This is a genomic window from Azospirillum sp. TSH58 (genome assembly GCF_003119115.1).
Taxonomy (GTDB): Bacteria; Pseudomonadota; Alphaproteobacteria; order Azospirillales; family Azospirillaceae; genus Azospirillum.
Genome location: NZ_CP022364.1, coordinates 1787519 through 1807304, shown reverse-complemented (window position 1 = coordinate 1807304; position 19786 = coordinate 1787519). Strand labels below are relative to the sequence as shown.

The 19786-nt window shown below is 70.1% G+C and carries 17 protein-coding genes; 5 read left to right on the top strand and 12 right to left on the bottom strand.

Annotated elements, in window-relative coordinates; all coding sequences use genetic code 11:
- Positions 1-56: 56 nt before the first annotated feature.
- Both TSH58p_RS12045 and TSH58p_RS12040 read left to right on the top strand, forming a co-directional pair.
- Positions 57-1016 (top strand): SH3 domain-containing protein, encoded by a 960-nt coding sequence (locus TSH58p_RS12045; RefSeq protein WP_109072674.1) that lies wholly within the window; start codon positions 57-59, stop codon positions 1014-1016.
- A gap of 156 nt (positions 1017-1172) precedes the next feature.
- Positions 1173-2759, top strand: a complete 1587-nt coding sequence (locus TSH58p_RS12040; protein ID WP_109072673.1) for a DUF3369 domain-containing protein — start codon at positions 1173-1175, stop codon at positions 2757-2759.
- Between the two features lie 28 nt (positions 2760-2787).
- On the opposite strand, the gene TSH58p_RS12035 is transcribed toward TSH58p_RS12040, so the two are convergent.
- From TSH58p_RS12035 to TSH58p_RS12005, 7 genes are all read right to left on the bottom strand, one after another.
- Positions 2788-3297 (bottom strand): response regulator, encoded by a 510-nt coding sequence (locus tag TSH58p_RS12035; protein WP_247874303.1) that lies wholly within the window; start codon positions 3295-3297, stop codon positions 2788-2790.
- A 512-nt stretch (positions 3298-3809) separates the two neighbouring features.
- A complete protein-coding gene (gene pheT / locus TSH58p_RS12030) occupies positions 3810-6206 on the bottom strand; it encodes a phenylalanine--tRNA ligase subunit beta (protein WP_109072672.1) in 2397 nt (798 codons plus the stop codon).
- Positions 6207-6219: 13 nt separating this feature from the next.
- Positions 6220-7287, bottom strand: coding sequence for a phenylalanine--tRNA ligase subunit alpha (pheS, locus tag TSH58p_RS12025; RefSeq protein ID WP_109072671.1), 1068 nt, complete (start codon positions 7285-7287; stop codon positions 6220-6222).
- Positions 7288-7409: 122 nt separating this feature from the next.
- Positions 7410-7781, bottom strand: a complete 372-nt coding sequence (rplT, locus tag TSH58p_RS12020) for a 50S ribosomal protein L20 (RefSeq protein ID WP_014238729.1) — start codon at positions 7779-7781, stop codon at positions 7410-7412.
- A 21-nt stretch (positions 7782-7802) separates the two neighbouring features.
- Positions 7803-8003: a 50S ribosomal protein L35 gene (rpmI, locus tag TSH58p_RS12015; protein ID WP_094301526.1), complete on the bottom strand. Its 201-nt coding sequence runs from the start codon at positions 8001-8003 to the stop codon at positions 7803-7805.
- 197 nt (positions 8004-8200) lie between these two features.
- Complete coding sequence (gene pip, locus TSH58p_RS12010; protein ID WP_109072670.1) at positions 8201-9151, bottom strand: prolyl aminopeptidase; 951 nt, start codon at positions 9149-9151, stop codon at positions 8201-8203.
- Between the two features lie 131 nt (positions 9152-9282).
- Positions 9283-10137 carry a thermonuclease family protein gene (locus tag TSH58p_RS12005; RefSeq protein ID WP_247874302.1) on the bottom strand — a complete coding sequence of 285 codons (855 nt, stop codon included), beginning with the start codon at positions 10135-10137 and terminating at the stop codon, positions 9283-9285.
- Between the two features lie 264 nt (positions 10138-10401).
- On the opposite strand from TSH58p_RS12005, the gene TSH58p_RS12000 reads away from it, so the two are divergent.
- Together TSH58p_RS12000 and TSH58p_RS11995 are read left to right on the top strand one after the other, a co-directional pair.
- A complete protein-coding gene (locus TSH58p_RS12000) occupies positions 10402-11853 on the top strand; it encodes a M48 family metalloprotease (RefSeq protein WP_247874301.1) in 1452 nt (483 codons plus the stop codon).
- A 91-nt stretch (positions 11854-11944) separates the two neighbouring features.
- The gene (locus TSH58p_RS11995; RefSeq protein WP_109072668.1) at positions 11945-13927 is read left to right on the top strand and encodes an adenylate/guanylate cyclase domain-containing protein; all 1983 of its coding nucleotides are present in this window, start codon (positions 11945-11947) and stop codon (positions 13925-13927) included.
- A gap of 123 nt (positions 13928-14050) precedes the next feature.
- Here TSH58p_RS11995 and TSH58p_RS11990 read toward each other — a convergent pair whose 3' ends face one another.
- The 5 genes from TSH58p_RS11990 to TSH58p_RS11970 all read right to left on the bottom strand — a co-directional run bounded on the left by TSH58p_RS11990 (position 14051) and on the right by TSH58p_RS11970 (position 18461).
- Positions 14051-14953, bottom strand: coding sequence for an RNA polymerase factor sigma-32 (locus TSH58p_RS11990; RefSeq protein ID WP_109072667.1), 903 nt, complete (start codon positions 14951-14953; stop codon positions 14051-14053).
- Between the two features lie 273 nt (positions 14954-15226).
- Complete coding sequence (locus TSH58p_RS11985; protein ID WP_109072666.1) at positions 15227-16042, bottom strand: hypothetical protein; 816 nt, start codon at positions 16040-16042, stop codon at positions 15227-15229.
- Between the two features lie 198 nt (positions 16043-16240).
- Entirely contained in the window at positions 16241-16741 is a 501-nt protein-coding gene (locus tag TSH58p_RS11980) for a CarD family transcriptional regulator (protein ID WP_014238739.1), read from the bottom strand.
- 319 nt (positions 16742-17060) lie between these two features.
- The gene (fdxA, locus tag TSH58p_RS11975) at positions 17061-17393 is read right to left on the bottom strand and encodes a ferredoxin FdxA (RefSeq protein ID WP_014238741.1); all 333 of its coding nucleotides are present in this window, start codon (positions 17391-17393) and stop codon (positions 17061-17063) included.
- 144 nt (positions 17394-17537) lie between these two features.
- Positions 17538-18461: a LysR family transcriptional regulator gene (locus TSH58p_RS11970; protein WP_109072665.1), complete on the bottom strand. Its 924-nt coding sequence runs from the start codon at positions 18459-18461 to the stop codon at positions 17538-17540.
- 133 nt (positions 18462-18594) lie between these two features.
- Between TSH58p_RS11970 and TSH58p_RS11965 the strand changes: the two genes are divergently transcribed.
- On the top strand, positions 18595-19782 hold the full coding sequence (locus tag TSH58p_RS11965; protein WP_109072664.1) for a YbfB/YjiJ family MFS transporter: 1188 nt from the start codon (positions 18595-18597) through the stop codon (positions 19780-19782).
- Positions 19783-19786 lie beyond the last annotated feature (4 nt).

The window sequence follows — 19786 nt, the reverse complement described above, 5'->3', positions numbered from 1 at the left end:
GCCCCGGCGGGCCGGACCGATGCAGAATGGGCGCTCCTCCATCGGGGTCCACCGCCGTGCGCACGCGTTCCACCACCGCCCTCCGCGCCCTGGCGCTGCGGCTGATCCTGGCCGCGGCGACGATGTGGTTCGCCCCGGACGGCGCCCTGGCGCAGAGCCCCGTCGCCATCGGCGCGCCGCTGACCGGCGAGGTCGTCCTCAACCGCGACATCGAGGTGCGCATCGGCCCCAACGCCGACGCCCGGATCATCCAGACCCTGCCGCGCGGCAAGGCGCTGAACGCGCTCGGCACGCCGCGCGGCACCAGCTGGACGGAGGTCGCCATCGGCGGCCAGCCCATCGGCTATGTCCCCTCCGACTCGCTGGACCCGGCGCTGATGGTGTCGCGCTCCATCACCGCCGCCATGGGGGCCACCGCTGCCGGGGCCAACGCCGGCGGATCGCCCCCCTCGACCGGCAAGCCGCCGGTCATCCACCGCAGCGCCGCCGTGGTGCCGCGCAGCGCCTGGGAGATCGCCGCCCAGGTGCCGGCCCAGGGCTATGTCGTCGCCGCCGACGCCATCAAGGCGACCGAAATCCTCGACAACAAGAAGCGGCGCAGCTTCACCCTGCGCAAGGGCGACGTGGTCAGCCTGATCGACTCCGCGAACGGCCGGGTGACGCTGGGCATGCCCGGCCGGACGCGGGCGGTCGCCACGGCGGACGGGCTGATCGGGGTGGTCGCCCCCTACCCGCTGCCGGGCATGCCGCCGATCGAGCCGGGGGCGCTGTTCGCCGCGCGCCTCGGCGAGTATGTCAGCCACGCCGAGGGGCTGCGGGCGTGGCAGGAGTTCACCTACGGCCCGGGGACGGCCTACCGCGACCTGCCGCCGATGGTCTGGCCGGTCTTCCGCGGCGCCCGCACCACCTACCAGATGGGCGTCGGCCCCTTCACCCGGACGCAGGTGGACAATGTCTGCGGTGCGCTGGCGCAGCGCTCCATGGACTGCTGGGTGATCGAGCTGGAGACCTTCTGATCCCCGCACCGCCTTCCGCCAAGCGGAAGGACCCCGGCGATCTCTGTAAATTGTTGGGCTTTCTCGTCGAAAATGCATCGATCGTGGCGGTAGGCGGGCACGGCCGTGCCGTGTTAATCTTTGTTACCCCCGCCCGCTCCGCCCCAGGCCCTGCCCATGACCGACTCCGACGACGAGTTCCTCTTTCTGGACGACCAGGACGGCGACGGCAACGGCGAAACCGGGTCGCCGGCCACCGGGAACCGGTGGAAGATGATGATCGTGGACGACGAGCCGGAGGTGCACTCCATCACCAAGCTCGTTCTGGCCGATTTCGCCTACAAGGGCCGCTCCGCCCAGTTCATCTCCGCCTATTCCGCCGCGGAGGCGCGGACGATCCTGGAGCGGGAGGAGGACATCGCCATCATCCTGCTGGACGTGGTGATGGAGACCGACGACGCCGGGCTGCAGCTCGTCCACCACATCCGCGAGGAGCTGAAGAACCGCCACGTCCGCATCATCCTGCGCACCGGCCAGCCCGGCCAGGCGCCGGAGCGCGCGGTGATCCTCGACTACGACATCAACGACTACAAGGCCAAGACGCAGCTCACCGCCCAGCAGCTGTTCACCACCACGGTCGCCGCCCTGCGCTCCTACGAGGACATCATGGCGATCGAGATGAACCGGCGCGGGCTGGAGAAGATCATCGAGGCGTCGTCGTCGCTGTTCCAGGCGCGCTCCATGAAGCTGTTCGCCGCGGGCGTGCTGACGCAGCTTTCGGGCATCCTGGGCGTCGGGCCGGACGCCATCCTGTGCGTGCAGCGCGGCCCGGTCATCAGCGGCGCGGCGGACGGGCTGTATGTGCTGGCCGGGTCCGGCCGGTTCGAGACGCTGATCGACGAGCCGGCGGCCAACCATGTCGAGCCCGCCGTCCTGGCGGAGGTGAAGCGCTGTCTGGAGTCGCGCAGCAACCGTTACGCCGCGGACCATTGCACGCTCTACATCCGCACGCCGAACGACCGCGAGAATGTGGTCTATCTGAGTTCCGACCGGCCGCTGTCGGACCTCGACCGCAACCTGATCGAGGTGTTCTGCCGCAAGATCTCGGTCGGCTTCGACAATCTGCACCTGTACGAGCAGCTCCGGCGCAGCCAGGAGCACACGGTCATCGCCATGGCCGACCTGGCGGAGCGCGCCGGTCATCCGAGCGTGGAGGCCGAAAGCGGCCCGCGCATCGCCCTGGTGACCGACCGGATCGCCCGCCGGCTGGCCGAGGAGGGGCGCTATCCGTCGGTTCTCGACACGGTGTTCCTGGAGTCGGTCGGTCTGGCCGCCATCCTCCACGACGTCGGCAACGCCACGCTGGACCCCGCCATCCTCGGCAAGACCGGACCGCTGACCCCGGAGGAGCGGGCCGTCATGCAGGCCCACACCACCACGGGCTGGGACCTTCTGGACCGCGCCAGCCGGCGCTCCGACGGACGGACCCATCTGCATCTGGGGGCGGAGATCGCCCGGTCGCATCATGAGAACTGGGACGGCACCGGCTATCCCGACCGCCTGCGGGGCGATGCCATCCCGCTGAGCGCCCGCATCGTCGCGGTGGCCGACAGCTTCGACGCCATGACCCGGGACCGCCCCTACCGCAAGGCGCTGGACCATGACGTGGCGGTGGCCGAGATCCGGCGCCTGTCGGGCAGCCGGTTCGATCCTCTGGTGGTGGACGCCTTCCTGGCGGTGTCCGCCAGCCTGCGTCGGGAGTGACGCCAGCGGCCTCGGGGCGGACGCTGGATCAGCCGGCGCCGCTCATCAGCGTGTCGACCATGTCCTTCAGCGGACCGATCTGCACCGGCTTGTGCAGCAGCCGGCAGCCCAGGGCGGCGGCTTCGGCCTGACGTTCCGGCATCGTGTCGCCGGTCAGGATCAGGGCGGGCACCGGGGCGCCGACATGGGCGCGCACCATCTCCACCGCCTGGGCGCCCGTGCCCCCCGCCGGGAGGAAGTGATCGGCCAGGACCAGCCCCGGACGATCCGGCGCCTGGGGCAGCCGCTGCGCCAGTTCGTCCAGCGACAGGGCGGTCAGAACGTCGTACCCCCAAGCCTCCAGAAGCAGCGCCAGCCCTTCCACGATCGACCGGTCGTCGTCCACCACGATGACCAGCCGGCTGGCCTCTCCCGGCGTCCCCCCGTCACCGGCCTCGTCGCGGAACGCGCCGTCGCCGCCCGCCGGACCACCACCGGCATCCCCGTTCATGACGAGGACGGGAGCGGTTTTGCCGTCGTCGTTCGTTAAGCTCACCATCGGATTCTTCACCCGGTCTGAGGGCGGCGGGGCCAGAGCACCCCCGCGCCGTTTCCAACATGTCCGCTTCAAAAAAGAATGAAAAATATTAAAAAAGTCGAAATATCAGCGCAACAAACTTTTTGAAATCGCTGCCATGTATCGCAGAAAGAAAACATTCCATTTTTGAAATTTATAGACCGCGATGCGCAACATCGCGTCAATACGGACGCATGCTTTGCAAACCTATGTTCATTCGCTTTATCTGATGGACAAACTCTATTCAACTCTGAAAAAGCGCATATGAAGCACGCTCGGATGCCATGCCGGGCTGCATTCCAAACAACGGGCCGCAGCGTGTCCCGCGAATCCAGACATGTCGGGGCCGGAACAATCCTTTGAACTGTCCAGATCGGAAGCCGTTCCATCTGGACATCGAAAAACAAAGGGCCCCCGCCTTGCGGCGGAGGCCCGAACTTTGTCTTACGAAATTGAATCCTTTTCCGGATCCGCAGCCTTTGGATGCGCCGACGTCAGCTGCGCAGGCTGCCGCCCGTGGCCTTGGCGACCGCGGCGACGATCTTCTGGCCGATGGCCTCGATCTCCGGCTCGGTCAGGGTCCGCTCGGTCGGCTGGAGCGTGACGGAGAGGGCGACGGACTTCTTGCCCTCCTCCAGGTTCGCGCCCTGGTAGACGTCGAAGACGGTCACGTCCTTGACCAGCGCCTTGTCGGCGCCCTTGGCGGCGCGGATCAGCTTGTCGGCCTCCACGTCCTTGCCGACGACGAAGGCGAAGTCACGCTCCAGCGGCTGGAAGGGCGAGAGCTGGACCAGCGGACGCGCCGTGCCGCCCTTCTTCTTGGGCAGCGGGATGGCGTCGAGGAACACCTCGAAGCCGACCACCGGCCCCTTCACGCCCAGCGTGCCGAGAACGGTCGGGTGGATCTCGCCGAAGCGGGCCATCACCGTCGGGCCGAGGCGCAGCACGCCCGAGCGGCCCGGATGGTACCAGCCCGGCGCGTCGGTGGTGACCTGCAGGTTGGTCACCGGCGCGCCGGCGGCCTCCAGCACGGCCAGCGCATCGGCCTTGGCGTCATAGGCGTCGACGCCGCGGGCCTTCTCCGCCCAATGGCGCGGCACGGCGTTGCCGGCGCGGATGCCGGCGGCCACGATGTCCTGCCCGTCCGGCGACGGCTTGCGGAAGGCCGGGCCGACCTCGAACAGGCCGACGTCGGCGTAGCCGCGGTCGGCGTTGCGCCCGGCGGCCTGGATCAGGTTGCCGAGGATCGACGGGCGCATCACGTCCAGGTCGGCGCTGATCGGGTTGACCAGCGTCAGCCCCTCGCCGACGCCGCCGAACAGCTCGGCCACCGGACCGGCCATGAAGGACCAGGTGACGGCCTCCGACAGGCCGCGGACGGCCAGCGTGCGCTTGGTCAGCCCGACGCGGCGCTGCTTGGTGGTCAGGGCCGGGCGGGTCAGCACGCTGTCGCGCGGCAGCGGGGTGGCCGGGATGGCGTCGAAGCCGTGGATGCGCAGCACCTCCTCGACCAGATCGGCCTCGCCGTGGATGTCGGCGCGCCAGGAGGGGGGGACGACGCGCAGCGTGCCGTCCACCTCCTCGCCGACGATCTCGCAGCCGAGGTCGATCAGGATGCGGGTCTGCTCGTCGCGCGGCACGTTGACGCCGCCCAGGGCGGCGACGCGGCCCGGACGCAGCGTCAGGGTGCGGCGCCACTGCGGCTCCTCGCCGGCGATCACGAGGTCGGAGGCCTCGCCGCCGCAGATCTCCAGGATCAGGCGGGTGGCCCGCTCCATCCCCGACACGACCGCCGCCGGATCGACGCCGCGCTCCAGCCGGTAGCGGGCGTCCGACTCGATGCCGAGCTTGCGGCCCGTCTGCGCCGTGCGCACGGTGTCGAAGATCGCCGCCTCCAGGAAGACGTTGACCGTCGTCTCGGTGCAGCCCGATGCCTCGCCGCCGATGATGCCGCCCAGCGCCTCGGCCCGTTCATGGTCGGCGATGACCGTCATGCTCGGGTCGAGCGTGTATTCCTTGCCGTTCAGCGCCGCCAGCGTCTCGCCCTCGCGGGCCATGCGGACGACGATGCCGCCCTTGACCTTGTCGGCGTCGAAGGCGTGCAGCGGGCGCGACAGGTCGAAGGTGATGAAGTTGGTGATGTCCACCAGCGCGGAGATCGGGCGCAGGCCGATGGCGACCAGCTTGTCGTGCAGCCACTTGGGCGACGGGCCGTTCTTCACGCCGCGGAAATAGCGGCCGACATACATCGGGCAGGCGTCGGGCGCCTCGATGGTCACGCCGAACGGGCTGGCGAAGGCGCCCTTGACCGGCTCGGCGGCCAGCGGCTTCAGCGTGCCGAGACCGGCGGCGGCGAGGTCGCGGGCGATGCCGCGCACCCCGGCGCAATCGGCGCGGTCGGGCGTCAGGCTGATGTCGATGACCGGGTCGCCCAGCCCCGCATACTCGGCGTAGGCGACGCCGACCGGCGCGTCCTCGGGCAGCTCGATGATGCCGTTGTGCTCCTCCGACAGCTTCAGCTCGCGCTCGGAGCACATCATGCCGTTCGACTCGACGCCGCGGATGACGCCCTTCTTCAGCGTGATGTCGGAGCCGGGGATGTAGGCCCCCTCCGGCGCGAAGACGCCCTTCAGGCCGGCCCGCGCGTTGGGCGCGCCGCAGACGACCTGGAGCTTCTCGGTGCCGGTGTCGACGACCAGGACGCGCAGCTTGTCGGCGTCCGGGTGCTTCTCGGCGGAGACGACGTGGGCGACGCGGAAGGGCTTCAGCTCCTTCGAGCGGTCCTCCACCCCTTCGACCTCCAGGCCGAGGGCGGTCAGCTTCTCCACGATCTGGTCGAGCGTGGCGTCGGTCTCCAGATGGTCCTTCAGCCAGGACAGCGTGAACTTCATGGGTCCGGCTCCTTTAGCGCGTCAGGCCCTGGGCCATGCTGGGAACGTCGAGCGGCACGAAGCCGTAATGCTTCAGCCAGCGGAGGTCGGCTTCGAAGAAGGTGCGCAGGTCGGGGATGCCGTATTTCAGCATCGCCACGCGCTCGATCCCCATGCCGAAGGCGAAGCCCTGGTACCTGGTGCTGTCGATGCCGCAGGCCTCCAGCACGTTGGGGTGCACCATGCCGCAGCCCAGGATCTCCAGCCAGTCGCCGTAGTTGCCGAGCTTCAGCTCGCCGCCCTTGCGGGAGCAGCCGATGTCCACCTCCGCCGACGGTTCGGTGAAGGGGAAGAAGCTGGGGCGGAAGCGCAGCGGCAGGTCGTCCACGTCGAAGAAGGCGCGGCAGAACTCGATCAGGCAGCCCTTCAGGTGCCCCATGTGGGTCGCCTCGTCGATGACCAGCCCCTCGATCTGGTGGAACATCGGGGTGTGGGTCATGTCGTAGTCGGACCGGTAGGTGCGGCCCGGCGCGATGATGCGGATCGGCGGCTTCTTGTTCAGCATGGTGCGGACCTGCACCGGGCTGGTGTGGGTGCGCAGCAGCATCTTCTTGTCCCCGGCGTCCGGCAGATAGAAGGTGTCGTGCATGTCGCGGGCGGGGTGGCCCGGCGGGAAGTTCAGGGCGGTGAAGTTGTGGAAGTCGTCCTCGACGTCCGGCCCCTCGGCGACGCTGAAGCCCATCTCGGCGAAGATCGCCACCATCTCGTCGATGGTCTGGCTGATCGGGTGGATGCGCCCCTCGGTCTCCGGACGGACCGGCAGGGTGACGTCGATGCGCTCGGCCTGGAGGCGGGCCTCCAGATGGGCGCGGGCGAGGTCGGCCTTGCGGCCGTCGATGGCCGCGGCGATCTCGTCCTTCAGCGCGTTGAGCTGCTGGCCGCGCTCGCGCCGTTCGTCGGGCGACAGGCCGCCCAGCTCCTTCATGAAGCCGGTGATGCGCCCCTTCTTGCCGAGCGCGGTGACCCGCACCTCTTCGAGGGCCGCGAGGTCGCCAGCGGCGTTGACCTGCGACAGGAGTTCGTCTTTCAGCGCATCGAGCATGTCATTTCCCGCGAGCCATAAGGAAGTGCGAGCGTAAAGAAAAAGGGAGCCGGCCCAGAGGCACGGCTCCCTTCTTTCGTGTCCGGCGCCGGACCGGGGTTTCCGCTTTCGCGGCGAACCCTTTAGGCGGCGGCCTTGGAGGCGAGAGCGGCCTGGGCCTGATCGACGATGGCCTTGAAGGCCTCCGGCTCACGGGCGGCCAGATCCGACAGGACCTTGCGGTCGATCTCGATGCCGGCCAGCTTGATGCCGTTGATGAAGCGCGAGTAGGTCAGGCCGTACTGGCGCACACCGGCGTTGATGCGCTGGATCCACAGGCCGCGGAAATCGCGCTTCTTGTTGCGGCGGTCGCGATACGCGTATTGAAGGGCCTTTTCGACCTTCTCAATCGCGATGCGGAAGTTCTTGGAGTTGCGACCCCGGTAGCCCTTGGCGAGCTTCAGGATCTTGCGGTGACGGGCGTGCGTGGTGACGCCGCGCTTAACACGAGCCATGGTTCAGATTCCCTTACGATATCAAGCGTTGCGCAGCCAGTTCTTCAGCACGATCTTCTGGTCCGGCTCGGCCAGGGTCATCATGCCGCGCGCGTTGCGCTTCATCTTCGGGCTCTTCTGCTCCAGGCAGTGGCGCTTGAAGGCCGCCTGGGCGCGCACCTTACCGGACGCGGTCACCTTGAAGCGCTTCTTGGCGCCGCTCTTCGTCTTCAGCTTGGGCATTTTCAATCCTTGCGTTGGATGTTCCCGACTGACGGTTGGGCATGCCCTGGGTCTCGGACCCGGCCTCGCCGCCCGTTGGAGCGCAGGGTTATACGCGCGGCCACGCCGCAACGCAAGGGGGAGCGATCGCGGGAGAGGTATGAGGCGGCCCGGCGCGGCCGCCTCTCCCCTACCGGTACTCCCCTACCGGTACTCCCCTACCGGTATTCCTTGAAGCGCTCCGTCGCCTGGACCAGGGCGGCGCGGATGCCCGGTTCCATGGCGGAATGGCCGGCGTCGGGCACCACGCGGTAATCGGCTTCCGGCCAGGCGCGGCGCAGCTCGTCGGCGCTGGCGATCGGGCACACGATGTCGTAGCGGCCCTGGACGATCGCCCCCGGCAGGTGCCGGATGCGGTGCACGTCGCGCAGCAGCCTGTCCTCCGGGGTGAAGCGGTTGGAGCGGAAGTAGTGCGCCTCGATGCGGGCGAGGCCCAGCGCGTGGGTGTCCTCCGCGCTCGTCGCGATCAGCTCCGGCGAGGGCAGCAGCGAGGAGCAGGAACCCTCATACATGCTCCACACCCGCGCCGCCGCCATGCGGGTCGCCGCGTCCGGCGCGTTGAGCCGCCGCCAGTAGGCTTCCAGCAGGTCGCCGCGCTCCTCCTGCGGGATGTGGGCGGCGAAGGTGGCCCAGGCCTCCGGGAAGATCGTGCGCATGGAGTAGAGGAACCAGTCGATCTCCGCTTTGCGCATCAGGAAGATGCCGCGCAGGATCAGCCCCAGGCAGCGTTCCGGGTGGGTCTGTCCGTAGGCCAGCGCCAGCGTCGATCCCCAGCTTCCGCCGAACAGCAGCCAGCGCTCGATCCCGAGATGGCGGCGCAGCCGTTCGGCGTCCTCCACCAGCAGCTCGGTCGTGTTGCGCCGGACCTCGCCCAGCGGGGTGGAGCGGCCCGCCCCGCGCTGGTCCATCACGACGATGCGGTAATGGCCGGGATCGAAGAAGCGCCGGTGCGTCGGCGAGGCGCCCGCCCCCGGCCCGCCATGCAGGAACAGCACCGGCACGCCGCGCGGGTTGCCCGACTGCTCCCAATAAAGGGTGTGGATCTCGTCCACGGGCAGGAAGCCGGTCTGGTAGGGGTCGATGGGCGGGAAAAGCTCGCTGCGGGGCATGAAGAGGTCCTGTCAGTCCGGGCCGGGTCTTGCGGCCCCCAGAGTAGCCGATCCAAGGAATCCGGCCCAATCATTCCCGATGCCGGTCCTTCAAGCGAGTGTAGGGCGCCGGCCCGGCCTCCGCCACTGGCTCACTCCTCGTCCTCGTCGTCGGAAGGCTCCGGCGGCGGGGACGAATTGTCTCGTGCGGCGCGGGCGGGCGATGCCGCCCCGTCCAGCCGCTCGATCTGTTCGGGATGGGTCGCCTCGATCAGCGGGCCGGCGCGCAGGCCCACCCAGCCGCGCACCCGGACGACCCGCCCCTCGTAGGACAGCGGGTCGATGCCGGCGGCCACGAACGCGCGCAACGCGGTGCGCCCGATGTGCACCGTGACGTCGGTCCGCCAGTCCTCGCCGAAATCCAGATAGGCGTCGCCGCCCGCCTTGCTCACCCGCAGCACCCGCCCCTCGACGATCTGGAAGCTGTCGCGGTCCCGGCGCAGCGCGTCCGGGTCGGCGGGTCGCACGGCGTAGGCGCGGGTCCGCCAGATGCCGCGCCCGGCCGCCCGCGCCCCGGCCTCCGCCGCCAGCATCTCGCCGGCCAGGGCGCGGGCGTCGGGCCGGGTGTGCACGCGGGCGAGGCCGCGCGTCAGCAGTTCCCCCTGGAGCCACAGCCCGTCGCCGCGCACCAGCTGGGCCAGCAGCCGCCCGTGCCGGTCGGTTCGCGCCTCCCCCCGCACCGTCAGGCGCTGCCCGACGGCCAGCTCCGCCAGCGCCTGCCGCGCCGCCTCGGCCAGAGGCCAGGGATCGCCCGGCTCCGCCCCCATGGGTGGTGCGGCGGGCTCGATGCCGGCCAGACGCAGGCTGCGCCCGTCCTCCAGCAGCAGAGTCGCGCCGTCGGTCACCGCGGCGACGCGCAGCTCCGGCGGCCCGGCGGTGTTCGCCATCAGCAGCAGGGCGGACAGCATCAGCGAAGGAATGCGGCGCGGCATGGCGGGTGTGGGCATGGAGCGGTGGAACAGGCGGAGCGGATGGGGAGTTTGATCTCTGCGAGCCCCCTTCCGATATGACGACTCATGACGCCCGAACCGACGCCCGAACGCAAGCCGTCCTCCCTGTCTCCGCCAAGGCAACCGGCCGATCCAATCCTCTTCCCCCTGGGGAGAGGGTGGCCCGGAGGGCCGGTGAGGGGGGTGCGCGTGGCGGGAGGTCCGGCACAAGCGCGCGCCCCTCACCCTGACCCTCTCCCCAGGGGGGAGAGGGGATCGCGAATGCAGTCATCATCCCCGCTGCGCCGGATCGCCGCCGCGGCGCTGGCGGTCCTGCTGCTCACTTCGGCCTGTGCCCCGGCCAGCGCCCAGCTCCTCGGCGGCAGCGAGGAGTCGATCGGCGCGCAGGAGCATCCCAAGATCCTCGCCCAGTATGGCGGGGCCTACCCCGACCAGCGGCTGCAGGCCTACATCACCGGCATCGGCAACCGGCTGGCCGCCCAGACCGACCGCTCCGGCCCCTGGACCTTCACCGTGCTGGACAGCGACGTGGTCAACGCCTTCGCCCTGCCCGGCGGCTACGTCTACATCACCCGCGGCCTGCTGGCGCTCGCCAAGGACGAGGCGGAGGTGGCGAGCGTGCTGGGGCACGAGATCGGCCACGTCATCGCCCACCATGGCCAGGAGCGGCAGACCAACCAGACCATCGCCGGGCTGCTCGCCGCCGGGATCGGCCTCGTGCTGGGCAGCCCGGAGCTGGCGCAGATCGCCAACATCGGCGGCACCGCCCTGCTCGCCCGCTACTCCCGCGGCCAGGAGACGGAGGCCGACCGGCTGGGCATCGAGTATCTGCACCGCGCCGGATACGACCCCTTCGCCATGGCGACCTTCCTGGAGACCATGCGCCGCGACACCCAGTATACCGGCCTGCGCTCCGGCAAGGGTGCGGGAGAGGGCGGCTTCGACTTCTTCGCCACCCACCCGCAGACCGCGTCGCGCGTCGACGAGGCGGCGGCCATCGCCCGCGAGCTGCCCCGCGGGGCGCGGCCCGTCGCCCCCTACATGGCGGCGATGGACGGGGTGATCTACGGCGACAGCCCGGAGAACGGCTTCGTCCGCGGCCGGACCTTCGCCCACCCGCAGCTGGGCATCGCCTTCGACGTGCCGCAGGGCTTCAGCCTGCTCAACGGGGCGGAGCAGGTGATCGCCAAGGGTCCCAACGGCGGCGCCCTTGTTTTTGATGGGGCCGTCTTCGACGGCGGCAAGGCGCCGGGCGTGCGCGACCCCGCCGCCTATCTGAGCGGCACCTGGGCGCAGGGGGCGCCGTTGCGGGACCTGCAATCCTTCACCGTCAACGGCATGCCGGCGGCCACCGCGCTGACCCAGGGCAAGACCGACGCCGGGGCGGTGGACGTGCGGCTGGTCGCCATCCGCGCCGACTCCGGCACGCTCTACCGCTTCACCTTCCTGGCCCCCGGCGGCGCGCTGTCGCGCTTCGACTCCGACTTCCGCCAGACCGCCATCAGCTTCCGCCGGCTGACCCAACAGGAGGCCGCCTCCTACCAGCCCAGGCGCATCCGCGTGCAGACCGCCCGCCCCGGCGACAGCGTGGAGAGCTTCGTCCGCCAGATGCCGCGGGAGCCCTACGCGGAGGAGTTGTTCCGGATCATCAACGATCTGCCGCCGGGCACACCGATCCAGCCCGGACGTCCGGTGAAGATCATCACCGGCTGACAAAGTCCCGAACGGTGAGCGGGTGACCGTTACAGGACGCGGCGCGATGGCCGATTGCCGATGGCCGCGTGCGTCCTGTAGGCTCCGCGCCATGGCTGACCACCCCACCAAACGGCGTTTTCCGCGAACCGGCTTGCGCGTCTCCGGACTGAAGGAGGCCGTGCGCAAGAAGGGTGGTCCGCGCCGGACGCGCCCGCCCGCGCTGGGCCGTCCGCGCCTGCGCCTGCCCATCGCGGCGGTGCTGGTGGCGGGCTTCGGGTCGCTGATGCTGCTGGCGGTGGCGAGCGTGCTGGTGCTCGGCCTCGTCAGCGCCAGCCGGAACACCTTCACCCTGTTGAACGACCGCGCCGACCTCGCCTTGTCGGGGGTGGAGGTGCGCATCCGCAACCAGCTCAACCCCGCGCGGGACATGGCCCGTTTCGTGGCCGGACTGATGGAGCGGGGGGAGCTGGACCCCGCCGATTCGCGCTCGCTCCAGGACACGCTGCGCGGCGCGCTGGCCGGGGCGCCGGACGTCACGGGCATCGCCTTCTTCCACCCCGACCGCACCGGCCTGCGCGCCGACCGCCTGGGCAACCAGCTCCACATCGGGCGGGAAGACCTGCACCACGAGCCGGAGCTGGCGCCCGAACTGCGCAACGGCGCCGACCGCACCACCGCCGTCTGGGCCGACCCCCTGTGGTCGAAGGAGGCGGGGACCAGCTTCGTCACCCTGTTCCAGCCGGTGCGGCGCAACGGCGTCTATCTGGGGCAGGTGGTCGTCGGCGTGTCGCTGGGCGACCTGTCGCGCTTCCTGTCCACGCTCTATGTGGAGCAGGGGCTGAACGCCTTCGTCCTGTTCGACCGGCAGCATGTGCTGGCCCACCCGTCGCTGGCCGGCATGAAGTTCGACTTCTCCGCCAAGACCGACGGCCCGCCCCTGCCGCGCATCGACCAGGTGGCCGATCCGGCGCTGGCGGCGCTGTGGCAGACCGGCCAGCCGGTGGACGCCCTGAAGAAGCGGGTGGAGGGCCGGATCGTCAACGTGCTGGACGAGGATTACCTGTTCCTGATGCGCAGCATGGCCGGCTACGGCCAGCAGGACTGGACCATCGGCATCAGCTTCCGCGCCAACGAGGCCAGCGCGGAGGTCCGCCGCCTCTACACCACCGGCCTCGCCGGGCTGGGCATCCTGCTGATCTCGGTGGCGGTGGCGCTGATCGTCGGACGGCGCATCAGCACCCAGGTGGCCCGTCTGGCCGAGGCCGCCGACCGTGTCCGGACCTTCGAGTTCCGCGATATTTCCGAGCTGCCCGATTCGCGCCTGCGCGAGCTGGCCCGCGCCAACAGCGCCTTCAACGCCATGGTCGCCGGGCTGCGCTGGTTCGAGACCTATGTGCCCAAGGCGCTGGTGCTGCGGCTGATGCACCGCCGCGGCGGCCTGACCAGCTTCCAGTCGGAGGAGCGGGAGGTGACGGTGATGTTCACCGACATCCGCGGCTTCTCCCGCATGGCCGAGCATATGGGGGCCGCCGACACCGCCGCCCTGTTGAACGAGCATTTCACCCTGCTCGCCAACTGCATCGAGGCGGAGGGCGGCACGGTGGACAAGTTCATCGGCGACGCCATCATGGCCTTCTGGGGCGCGCCGGAGGAGCAGCCGGACCACGCCGCCCGCGCGCTGCGCGCCGCCCACGCCATCACCCGCGCCGTGCGCGCGGGCAACCGCCGCCGCGCGGCGGAGGGGCTTCCGCCGATCCGCGTGCGGATCGGCCTGCATTCCGGGCCGGTCGTGGTGGGCAACATCGGGTCCGAGAGCCGGATCAACTACACCATCGTCGGCGACACGGTGAACGTCGCCGCCCGCATCGAGGAGCTGGCCTCCGCCCTGCAGGGGGACGAGGAGGTCATCGTCCTGTCCAGCGCCGCCACCGCCTTCCAGGGCGACGGCGCCGCTCCGCTGGACTGCGTCGGCGACCGCACGCTCCGCGGCCGCACCGGCACGACCGAGGTGTGGCGGGTCACCCTGGACGGCGAGGGAGAGAAAGGCGGAGGGGATGGCGCCGGAGCGGTTCGGGAGGAAGAGAAGGCGTAGGCCGACCGCTTGCCCCCACCCTAACCCTCCCCCGCTGGGCGGGGGAGGGAACTGCCGCCACGTCGCGGATAACTCCCTCCCCTGCGACAGCGGGGGAGGGCCGGGGTGGGGGCAAGCGGTCGGCTACGCGTCCGCCAGCAGATCCCCGAACCCCTCCACCCGCTTCAGCATCGACTGGCGCAGCTTCAGCAGGGCGCGGTGTTCGAGCTGGCGCACCCGCTCCTTGCTCACCCCCAGCTCGCGGCCCAGCTCCTCCAGGGTGGCGCCCTCCTCGCGCAGGCGGCGCTCCTGGATGATCGTGCGTTCGCGCGGGCTGAGTTCGCCCAGCGCCTCGGCCAGCCATTGCGAGCGGGTGCGGCTGTCGCGCATGCCGATCACCACCTCCTCCGGCGAGGGGCGCTGGTCGGCCAGAAAGTCCTGCCAGTCCTCGTCGGAGCCGTCGGCGACCGGGGAGTTCAGCGACTGGTCGGAGGCGGACAGGCGCATCTCCATCGCCTCCACCTCGGTCACGTCGACCTGGAGTTCGCCGGCGATCCACTCCCGCCCTTCCTTGGTCAGGCTGTTGCCGGAACCGGTGCCGCCCTGGTTGAGGCTTTCGATGCGGGCGCGCAGGCGGCGCAGGTTGAAGAACAGCGACTTCTGCGCGGCGGTGGTGCCGGTGCGGACGATAGACCAGTTGCGCAGGATGTAGTCCTGCATGGCCGAGCGGATCCACCAGGCCGCGTAGGTGGAAAAGCGCACCTCGCGGTCCGGCTCGAACCGGCTGGCCGCCTGCATCAGCCCGACATTGCCTTCCTGCACGAGGTCGCCCATGGGGAGGCCGTAGTTGCGGAAGCGCGCGGCGGTCGCCACCACCAGCCGGGTGTAGGCGCGGACCAGCTCGTGAAGGGCCCGTTCGTCGCCGCCCTCGCGCCATTTGCGGGCCAGATCGAATTCGTGGTCGCGCGTCAGCAGAGGCTCACGCATGGAGGCCTTGATGAAACTCAGATTCGCGCGCTGAGTCTCGGGATCGTCGATGTAAGCCATACGTCCCTTCCTTCCCGTCTGGGCGGCCGCGTTTCAGGCTGCTCGTGCCCTGTGCTGCGGAGTCCGAAGGGACAGGCCCCCTCAGGTCCAATGATCCGTCGGTTCATCACGGCCGGTTCGCCATGGGGTGCCGACGGTTGGGACAACAGCCTTTCCCCTCGCCCTGTTGCACGTCATACGCAGCACAAGACGTTTCGGATCATCCGCACCGGAAGGGATTCGGTGGCGGAGGCCGAAGGAATGGGTAGGACGGGTAGGAAAAAGGGAGATGGGTCAGACCTGGAACAGGTCCAGGATCTCACCCGAAGGCGACAGGCATCCACAGACGAGGTGCCCACCCAACCCGCAATTGCCATCGAGAGTGGCCACGCGGTCGGTTACGGCGACGCCCTTGCGGGCCGGGTCGTAGCCCCGCACGACGCGGGCAAAACCGCCGTAAGGCTCTGACATCTGGGCGAAACCGGGCGCCCCCCACCAGAAGGCGTCGCCCTGGTGGTTGAGCGGGCGGCGGATGTCCACGCCGGCGCTGACCAGCAGCACGCCGCCCTGCCCCTGCTCCGGGCCGGTGCAGTAGGCGGCGCGGCGCAGGGTGTTGAACACATTTTCGTGACCGGGATGCGCGTGCATCGCCTGACGCAGCCCCTGGGTCCAGCGGCCGAGCGTCATGGTGCCGCCGCGGGCCGCCGCCATGCCCTGCTCCACCGTGCCGCCATAGGCGGCCAGCGTGGCCCCCGCGCCATGGCGGGTCATCCAGTCGAGCACCTGCTGCGGATCGGGCGCGAACTGGAGCTGGAGCAGCTTGTGCCACATCTCCTCCTGCGCGCCGCGCAGATAGACGATGTCGCCGGCCTCCATGCCCCGCCAGCTCAGCAGCCAGGTGCGGAAGGCCAGCAGGGCGTCCACCGTCTCCAGCACCCGCTCGCCCCAGCCGACCATGTTGCCGAGATAGACGAGCCGGTCGCCGGGCAGGAAGCGCGCCGCGATCACCTCGTGCACGGCGTGGAGATGGTCCGTCTGCGCGTGGATCGAGCCGACGGCCCAGATGCGCCGCGGGTTCCGGAGATCGATGAATTTCTGCGCTTCAGACATGCCGGAGACGCTCACCCCATCCAGCGGTCACGGACCGGCCACGCGAAGGCCGGGGGCGGGAGTGTAGGCGCCGCGCAGGCCCGGCGAAAGACGAAAACTTAAGACAAAGGCGCGGCCAAAGCGCCGCGCCTTCATCGTCAACATCACATTCTGGAACCGGTTCCCGTCCCCGCCGTGGGAAAGGACGCCGAACCGGGATCAGGCGGCCTTCTTGAGGACCAGCTCCAGCCGCTCGGTGGCCTTGGTCTCGTCGATCTTCTCGACGGCGGCCAGCTCGCGGGCCAGACGCTCCAGGGCGGCCTGATAGATCTGGCGCTCGCTGTAGGACTGGTCGGACTGGTCGGCGCCGCGGTACAGGTCGCGCACGACCTCCGCGATGGCCACCGGGTCGCCCGAGTTGATCTTGGCCTCATACTCCTGGGCGCGGCGGCTCCACATCGTGCGGCGGACGCGCGAGCGGCCCTGCAGCGTCTCCAGGGCGACCTTGATGCGGTCCTTCGTGCTGAGGCGGCGCAGGCCGGCGGCCTTGGCCTTGCCGACCGGAACCTTGAGCGTCATGCGCTCTTTTTCGAACGTGATCGCGTAGAGCTGAACATCCATGCCAGCGATGCTGTGGGTCTCGATTCCCTCGACCCGACCGACGCCATGGGCCGGGTAGACGACGAAGTCACCGGCCTCGAAGTCAAGCTTGTTCGACATTTGGGTTGGCTCTCACTTCTCGCGATCGCGCCATTTTGCCGCCCCGGTGGAGGGGGCGAAAAAGGCCCGGTGACAACGACACACCGTGGGGATGGGGTCCTCCACGCCGCGCACTGTTGCACTGAGCCCTTGGTCGATGGGAAATCCGGCAATGACGCTGAGGCCGGCTCCGGGCGCGTATTATAGCGATGTTACGGCCGGGTTACAAAGGCTACGCGCGGGCAGCCGTCCGGATTCTGACGTTGCCCGCCGATGGCCGACCTGTCGTTTTTGCATGGCGGCAAAACAACGCCATGCGCAGCAATAGTCCCGACTCCGCTCAGCCGCCGGCCTTCGGGGAGAAGAACTTGTCGAACTTGCCGTCCACGCCCTTCATGGCGTCGGCGTCGGGCAGCGCGTCCTTCTTGCGGGTCAGGTTGGGCCACTGCGCCGCGTAGTCGCGGTTCAGCTCCATCCACTTCTCCGCGCGGCCGTCGGTGTCCGGCACGATGGCCTCGGCCGGGCATTCCGGCTCGCACACGCCGCAGTCGATGCATTCATCCGGGTGGATGACCAGCATGTTCTCGCCCTCGTAGAAACAGTCCACGGGGCAGACCTCGACGCAATCGGTGTACTTGCACTTGATGCAGTCTTCCGTCACGACGTAGGGCATGATTCGTTCTCCGCTGTTCTCGCCAGTTCCGGCGGTGTTCACGCGCCGGGGTTCGAGTCGCTTCGATGGACGCTTCGACTGACGTGCTCGCGCGTGGGCGCGGCTGAGGTCATGAAAGGACCATGGCCCGACCGCGGCGCTTGCCTAGCACGCCGCCCGAGACGGGATCAACCCCGCCGGTTGTGTGGGCGCATGCGACGCAGCCCCACCCTCCATATTCCCCTCCGCGACCGCCTCCAGGAAGGTGCGCAGCGCCACCGTCTCCATGGAATCCACCCGCCGGACGAAACGGGTGGGCATGCGCGCCAGTTCCGGCGGCAGCGGACGGGCGGTGAACAGGCCGCGCCAGGGCTCCCGCTCCACCACGACGCGGGGCAGGACGGTGACGCCCATGCCGGCGCCGACGCAGCCCAGGATGGCCTCCAGCGCTCCGAACTCCATCACCCGGTAGGGGACCCGCCCGGCCTCGCGCATCGCCGTCTCCGCCCGCGCGCGGTAGGCGCAGCCGCGCCGGAAGGCCAGCAGGGTGTTCCGCCCCGACTCGCTGGTGATGCCGCTGGCCGGTTCGACCAGCACCAGCTCCTCCTCGAAGACGGGCTGGCTGACCAGTTCCGGATGCTCCACGGCTCCCGAGACGAAGGCGCCGTCGATGCGTCCGGCCAGCACCTCCCCCAGCATGGTTTCGGTGGGGCCGGGGACGATGGTCAGATCGACGTCCGGGTTCTCCGCGTGGAAGCGGGCGAGGATCGGCGGCAGCCGCACGGCGGCGGTCGTCTCCATGGTGCCGACGGACAGCCGCCCGCCCCGCCCCGCCGCGTCGGCCACCGCGTCGCGCGCCTGGGCGACGAGGCGCAGCACGCGGTCGGCGTAGTCGGCCAGCACCCGCCCGGCCGGCGTCGGCGCCATGCCCCGGCTGAGCCGCAGGAACAGCGGCACGCCGAGATCCTCCTCCAGCCGCTTCAGCCGCGCCGTCACGTTGGACTGGACGCAGTTCAGCGTCTCCGCCGCCCGGCTGACGCTGCCGGTGTCCGCCACCGCCTTCACCACCCGCAGGCCCGCGAGGTCCATCGCCCCCCTCCCCGATCCGGACATCTCCCATCACTCACAGTGAAGCATAGCATCGAAACAAATCATTAGAAATGAGGGTTCCACCGCGCGAGGATGGGCGCACACGAAAAACACGACCCTGCGGGAGGAAGCCATGGTCCGGGTGCTGATCGGCGGCGTGCTGGTGCTGGTCATCTCCATGGGGGTGGGGCGCTTCGCCTTCACGCCGATCCTGCCGGCGATGCAGGCGGCCACCGGGCTGGGCACCGACGCCGCCGGACTGCTCGCCTCGCTGAACTACCTCGGCTATTTCCTGGGGGCGCTGGGCGCCGGTCTGGTGCCGCAGGGCGCGGCGCGCACCGCCGTCTTCCGCACCGCGCTGATCGCCAGCGTCACCTCCACCGCCGGCATGGGCTTCACCGAGGGCATGGCGGCCTGGGCCGTGCTGCGCTTCGTCTCCGGGCTGGCCAGCGCCGGCCTGTTCATCCTGGGCATCGCCATGACGCTGGACGCGCTGGCCCGCGCCGGGCGGGAGTCCTGGACCGGCTGGCTCTACACCGGCGTCGGCCTCGGCATCGCGTCGAGCGGCCTGTTCGTCGCCGTGATGGGCGACCGGCTGGGCTGGCGCGGCGACTGGCTGTGGCTGGGCTTGGCCTGCCTGGGCTTCGGCACCCTGTCCTGGCTGTGGGTGAGCGACCCGCCGCACGAGACCCGCCACGCCGCCGCCCGACCCGCCGCCCGACCCTCCGGCCCGCCCTCCGCGCCGATGATCCTGCTGACTCTGGCCTATTTCCTGGAGGGGGCCGGCTACATCGTCACCGGCACCTTCCTGGTCGCCATCCTGAAGACGATGCCGGAGACGGCGCAGCTCGGCGCCGCGGCCTGGATGGTCACCGGTCTGGCCGCCATGCCGTCCGGCATCGTCTGGGCGGCGGCGGGACGGCGGTTCGGCCTCTGGCGGGCGCTGATCCTCGCCCACGTCGTACAGGCCGTCGGCATCCTGCTGCCCATCACCGGCTCCCCGGCGGCGGCCCTGCTGTCGGCCGTGCTGTTCGGCGGGACCTTCGTCGGCATCGTCACCCTGTCCTTCACGCTGGGGCGCCACTTGTCGGGCGAGGCGTCGGCCCGCGTCATCGGCGCGCTGACCGCCGTCTACGGGCTGGGGCAGATCATCGGGCCGGTGCCGGCGGGGCTGGTGGTGGCGCGCACCGGCAGCTTCGATTCCGCCCTGCTGGGGGCGGCGGCCGCGGTGCTGGCCGGCGCGCTTCTCCTCGCCGCCGGAGCCTGGATGGCCGGACGTTCCGGCCCCGCCACGGTTGCCCTGGGCGCCGGGCGCGGGTAGCCTG

What these genes read in the sequence shown, in the direction of transcription:
- rplT (WP_014238729.1), bottom strand. Translation starts at nt 7,781, where the DNA reads ATGGCTCGTGTTAAGCGCGGCGTCACCACGCACGCCCGTCACCGCAAG.
- TSH58p_RS11995 (WP_109072668.1), top strand. Translation starts at nt 11,945, where the DNA reads ATGGCTGACCACCCCACCAAACGGCGTTTTCCGCGAACCGGCTTGCGC.
- TSH58p_RS11985 (WP_109072666.1), bottom strand. Translation starts at nt 16,042, where the DNA reads ATGTCTGAAGCGCAGAAATTCATCGATCTCCGGAACCCGCGGCGCATC.
- pheS (WP_109072671.1), bottom strand. Translation starts at nt 7,287, where the DNA reads ATGCTCGATGCGCTGAAAGACGAACTCCTGTCGCAGGTCAACGCCGCT.
- TSH58p_RS12000 (WP_247874301.1), top strand. Translation starts at nt 10,402, where the DNA reads ATGCAGTCATCATCCCCGCTGCGCCGGATCGCCGCCGCGGCGCTGGCG.
- TSH58p_RS12035 (WP_247874303.1), bottom strand. Translation starts at nt 3,297, where the DNA reads ATGGTGAGCTTAACGAACGACGACGGCAAAACCGCTCCCGTCCTCGTC.
- TSH58p_RS11965 (WP_109072664.1), top strand. Translation starts at nt 18,595, where the DNA reads ATGGTCCGGGTGCTGATCGGCGGCGTGCTGGTGCTGGTCATCTCCATG.
- TSH58p_RS12005 (WP_247874302.1), bottom strand. Translation starts at nt 10,137, where the DNA reads ATGCCCACACCCGCCATGCCGCGCCGCATTCCTTCGCTGATGCTGTCC.
- rpmI (WP_094301526.1), bottom strand. Translation starts at nt 8,003, where the DNA reads ATGCCCAAGCTGAAGACGAAGAGCGGCGCCAAGAAGCGCTTCAAGGTG.
- TSH58p_RS11990 (WP_109072667.1), bottom strand. Translation starts at nt 14,953, where the DNA reads ATGGCTTACATCGACGATCCCGAGACTCAGCGCGCGAATCTGAGTTTC.
- fdxA (WP_014238741.1), bottom strand. Translation starts at nt 17,393, where the DNA reads ATGCCCTACGTCGTGACGGAAGACTGCATCAAGTGCAAGTACACCGAT.
- pip (WP_109072670.1), bottom strand. Translation starts at nt 9,151, where the DNA reads ATGCCCCGCAGCGAGCTTTTCCCGCCCATCGACCCCTACCAGACCGGC.
- TSH58p_RS11980 (WP_014238739.1), bottom strand. Translation starts at nt 16,741, where the DNA reads ATGTCGAACAAGCTTGACTTCGAGGCCGGTGACTTCGTCGTCTACCCG.
- pheT (WP_109072672.1), bottom strand. Translation starts at nt 6,206, where the DNA reads ATGAAGTTCACGCTGTCCTGGCTGAAGGACCATCTGGAGACCGACGCC.
- TSH58p_RS12040 (WP_109072673.1), top strand. Translation starts at nt 1,173, where the DNA reads ATGACCGACTCCGACGACGAGTTCCTCTTTCTGGACGACCAGGACGGC.
- TSH58p_RS11970 (WP_109072665.1), bottom strand. Translation starts at nt 18,461, where the DNA reads ATGGACCTCGCGGGCCTGCGGGTGGTGAAGGCGGTGGCGGACACCGGC.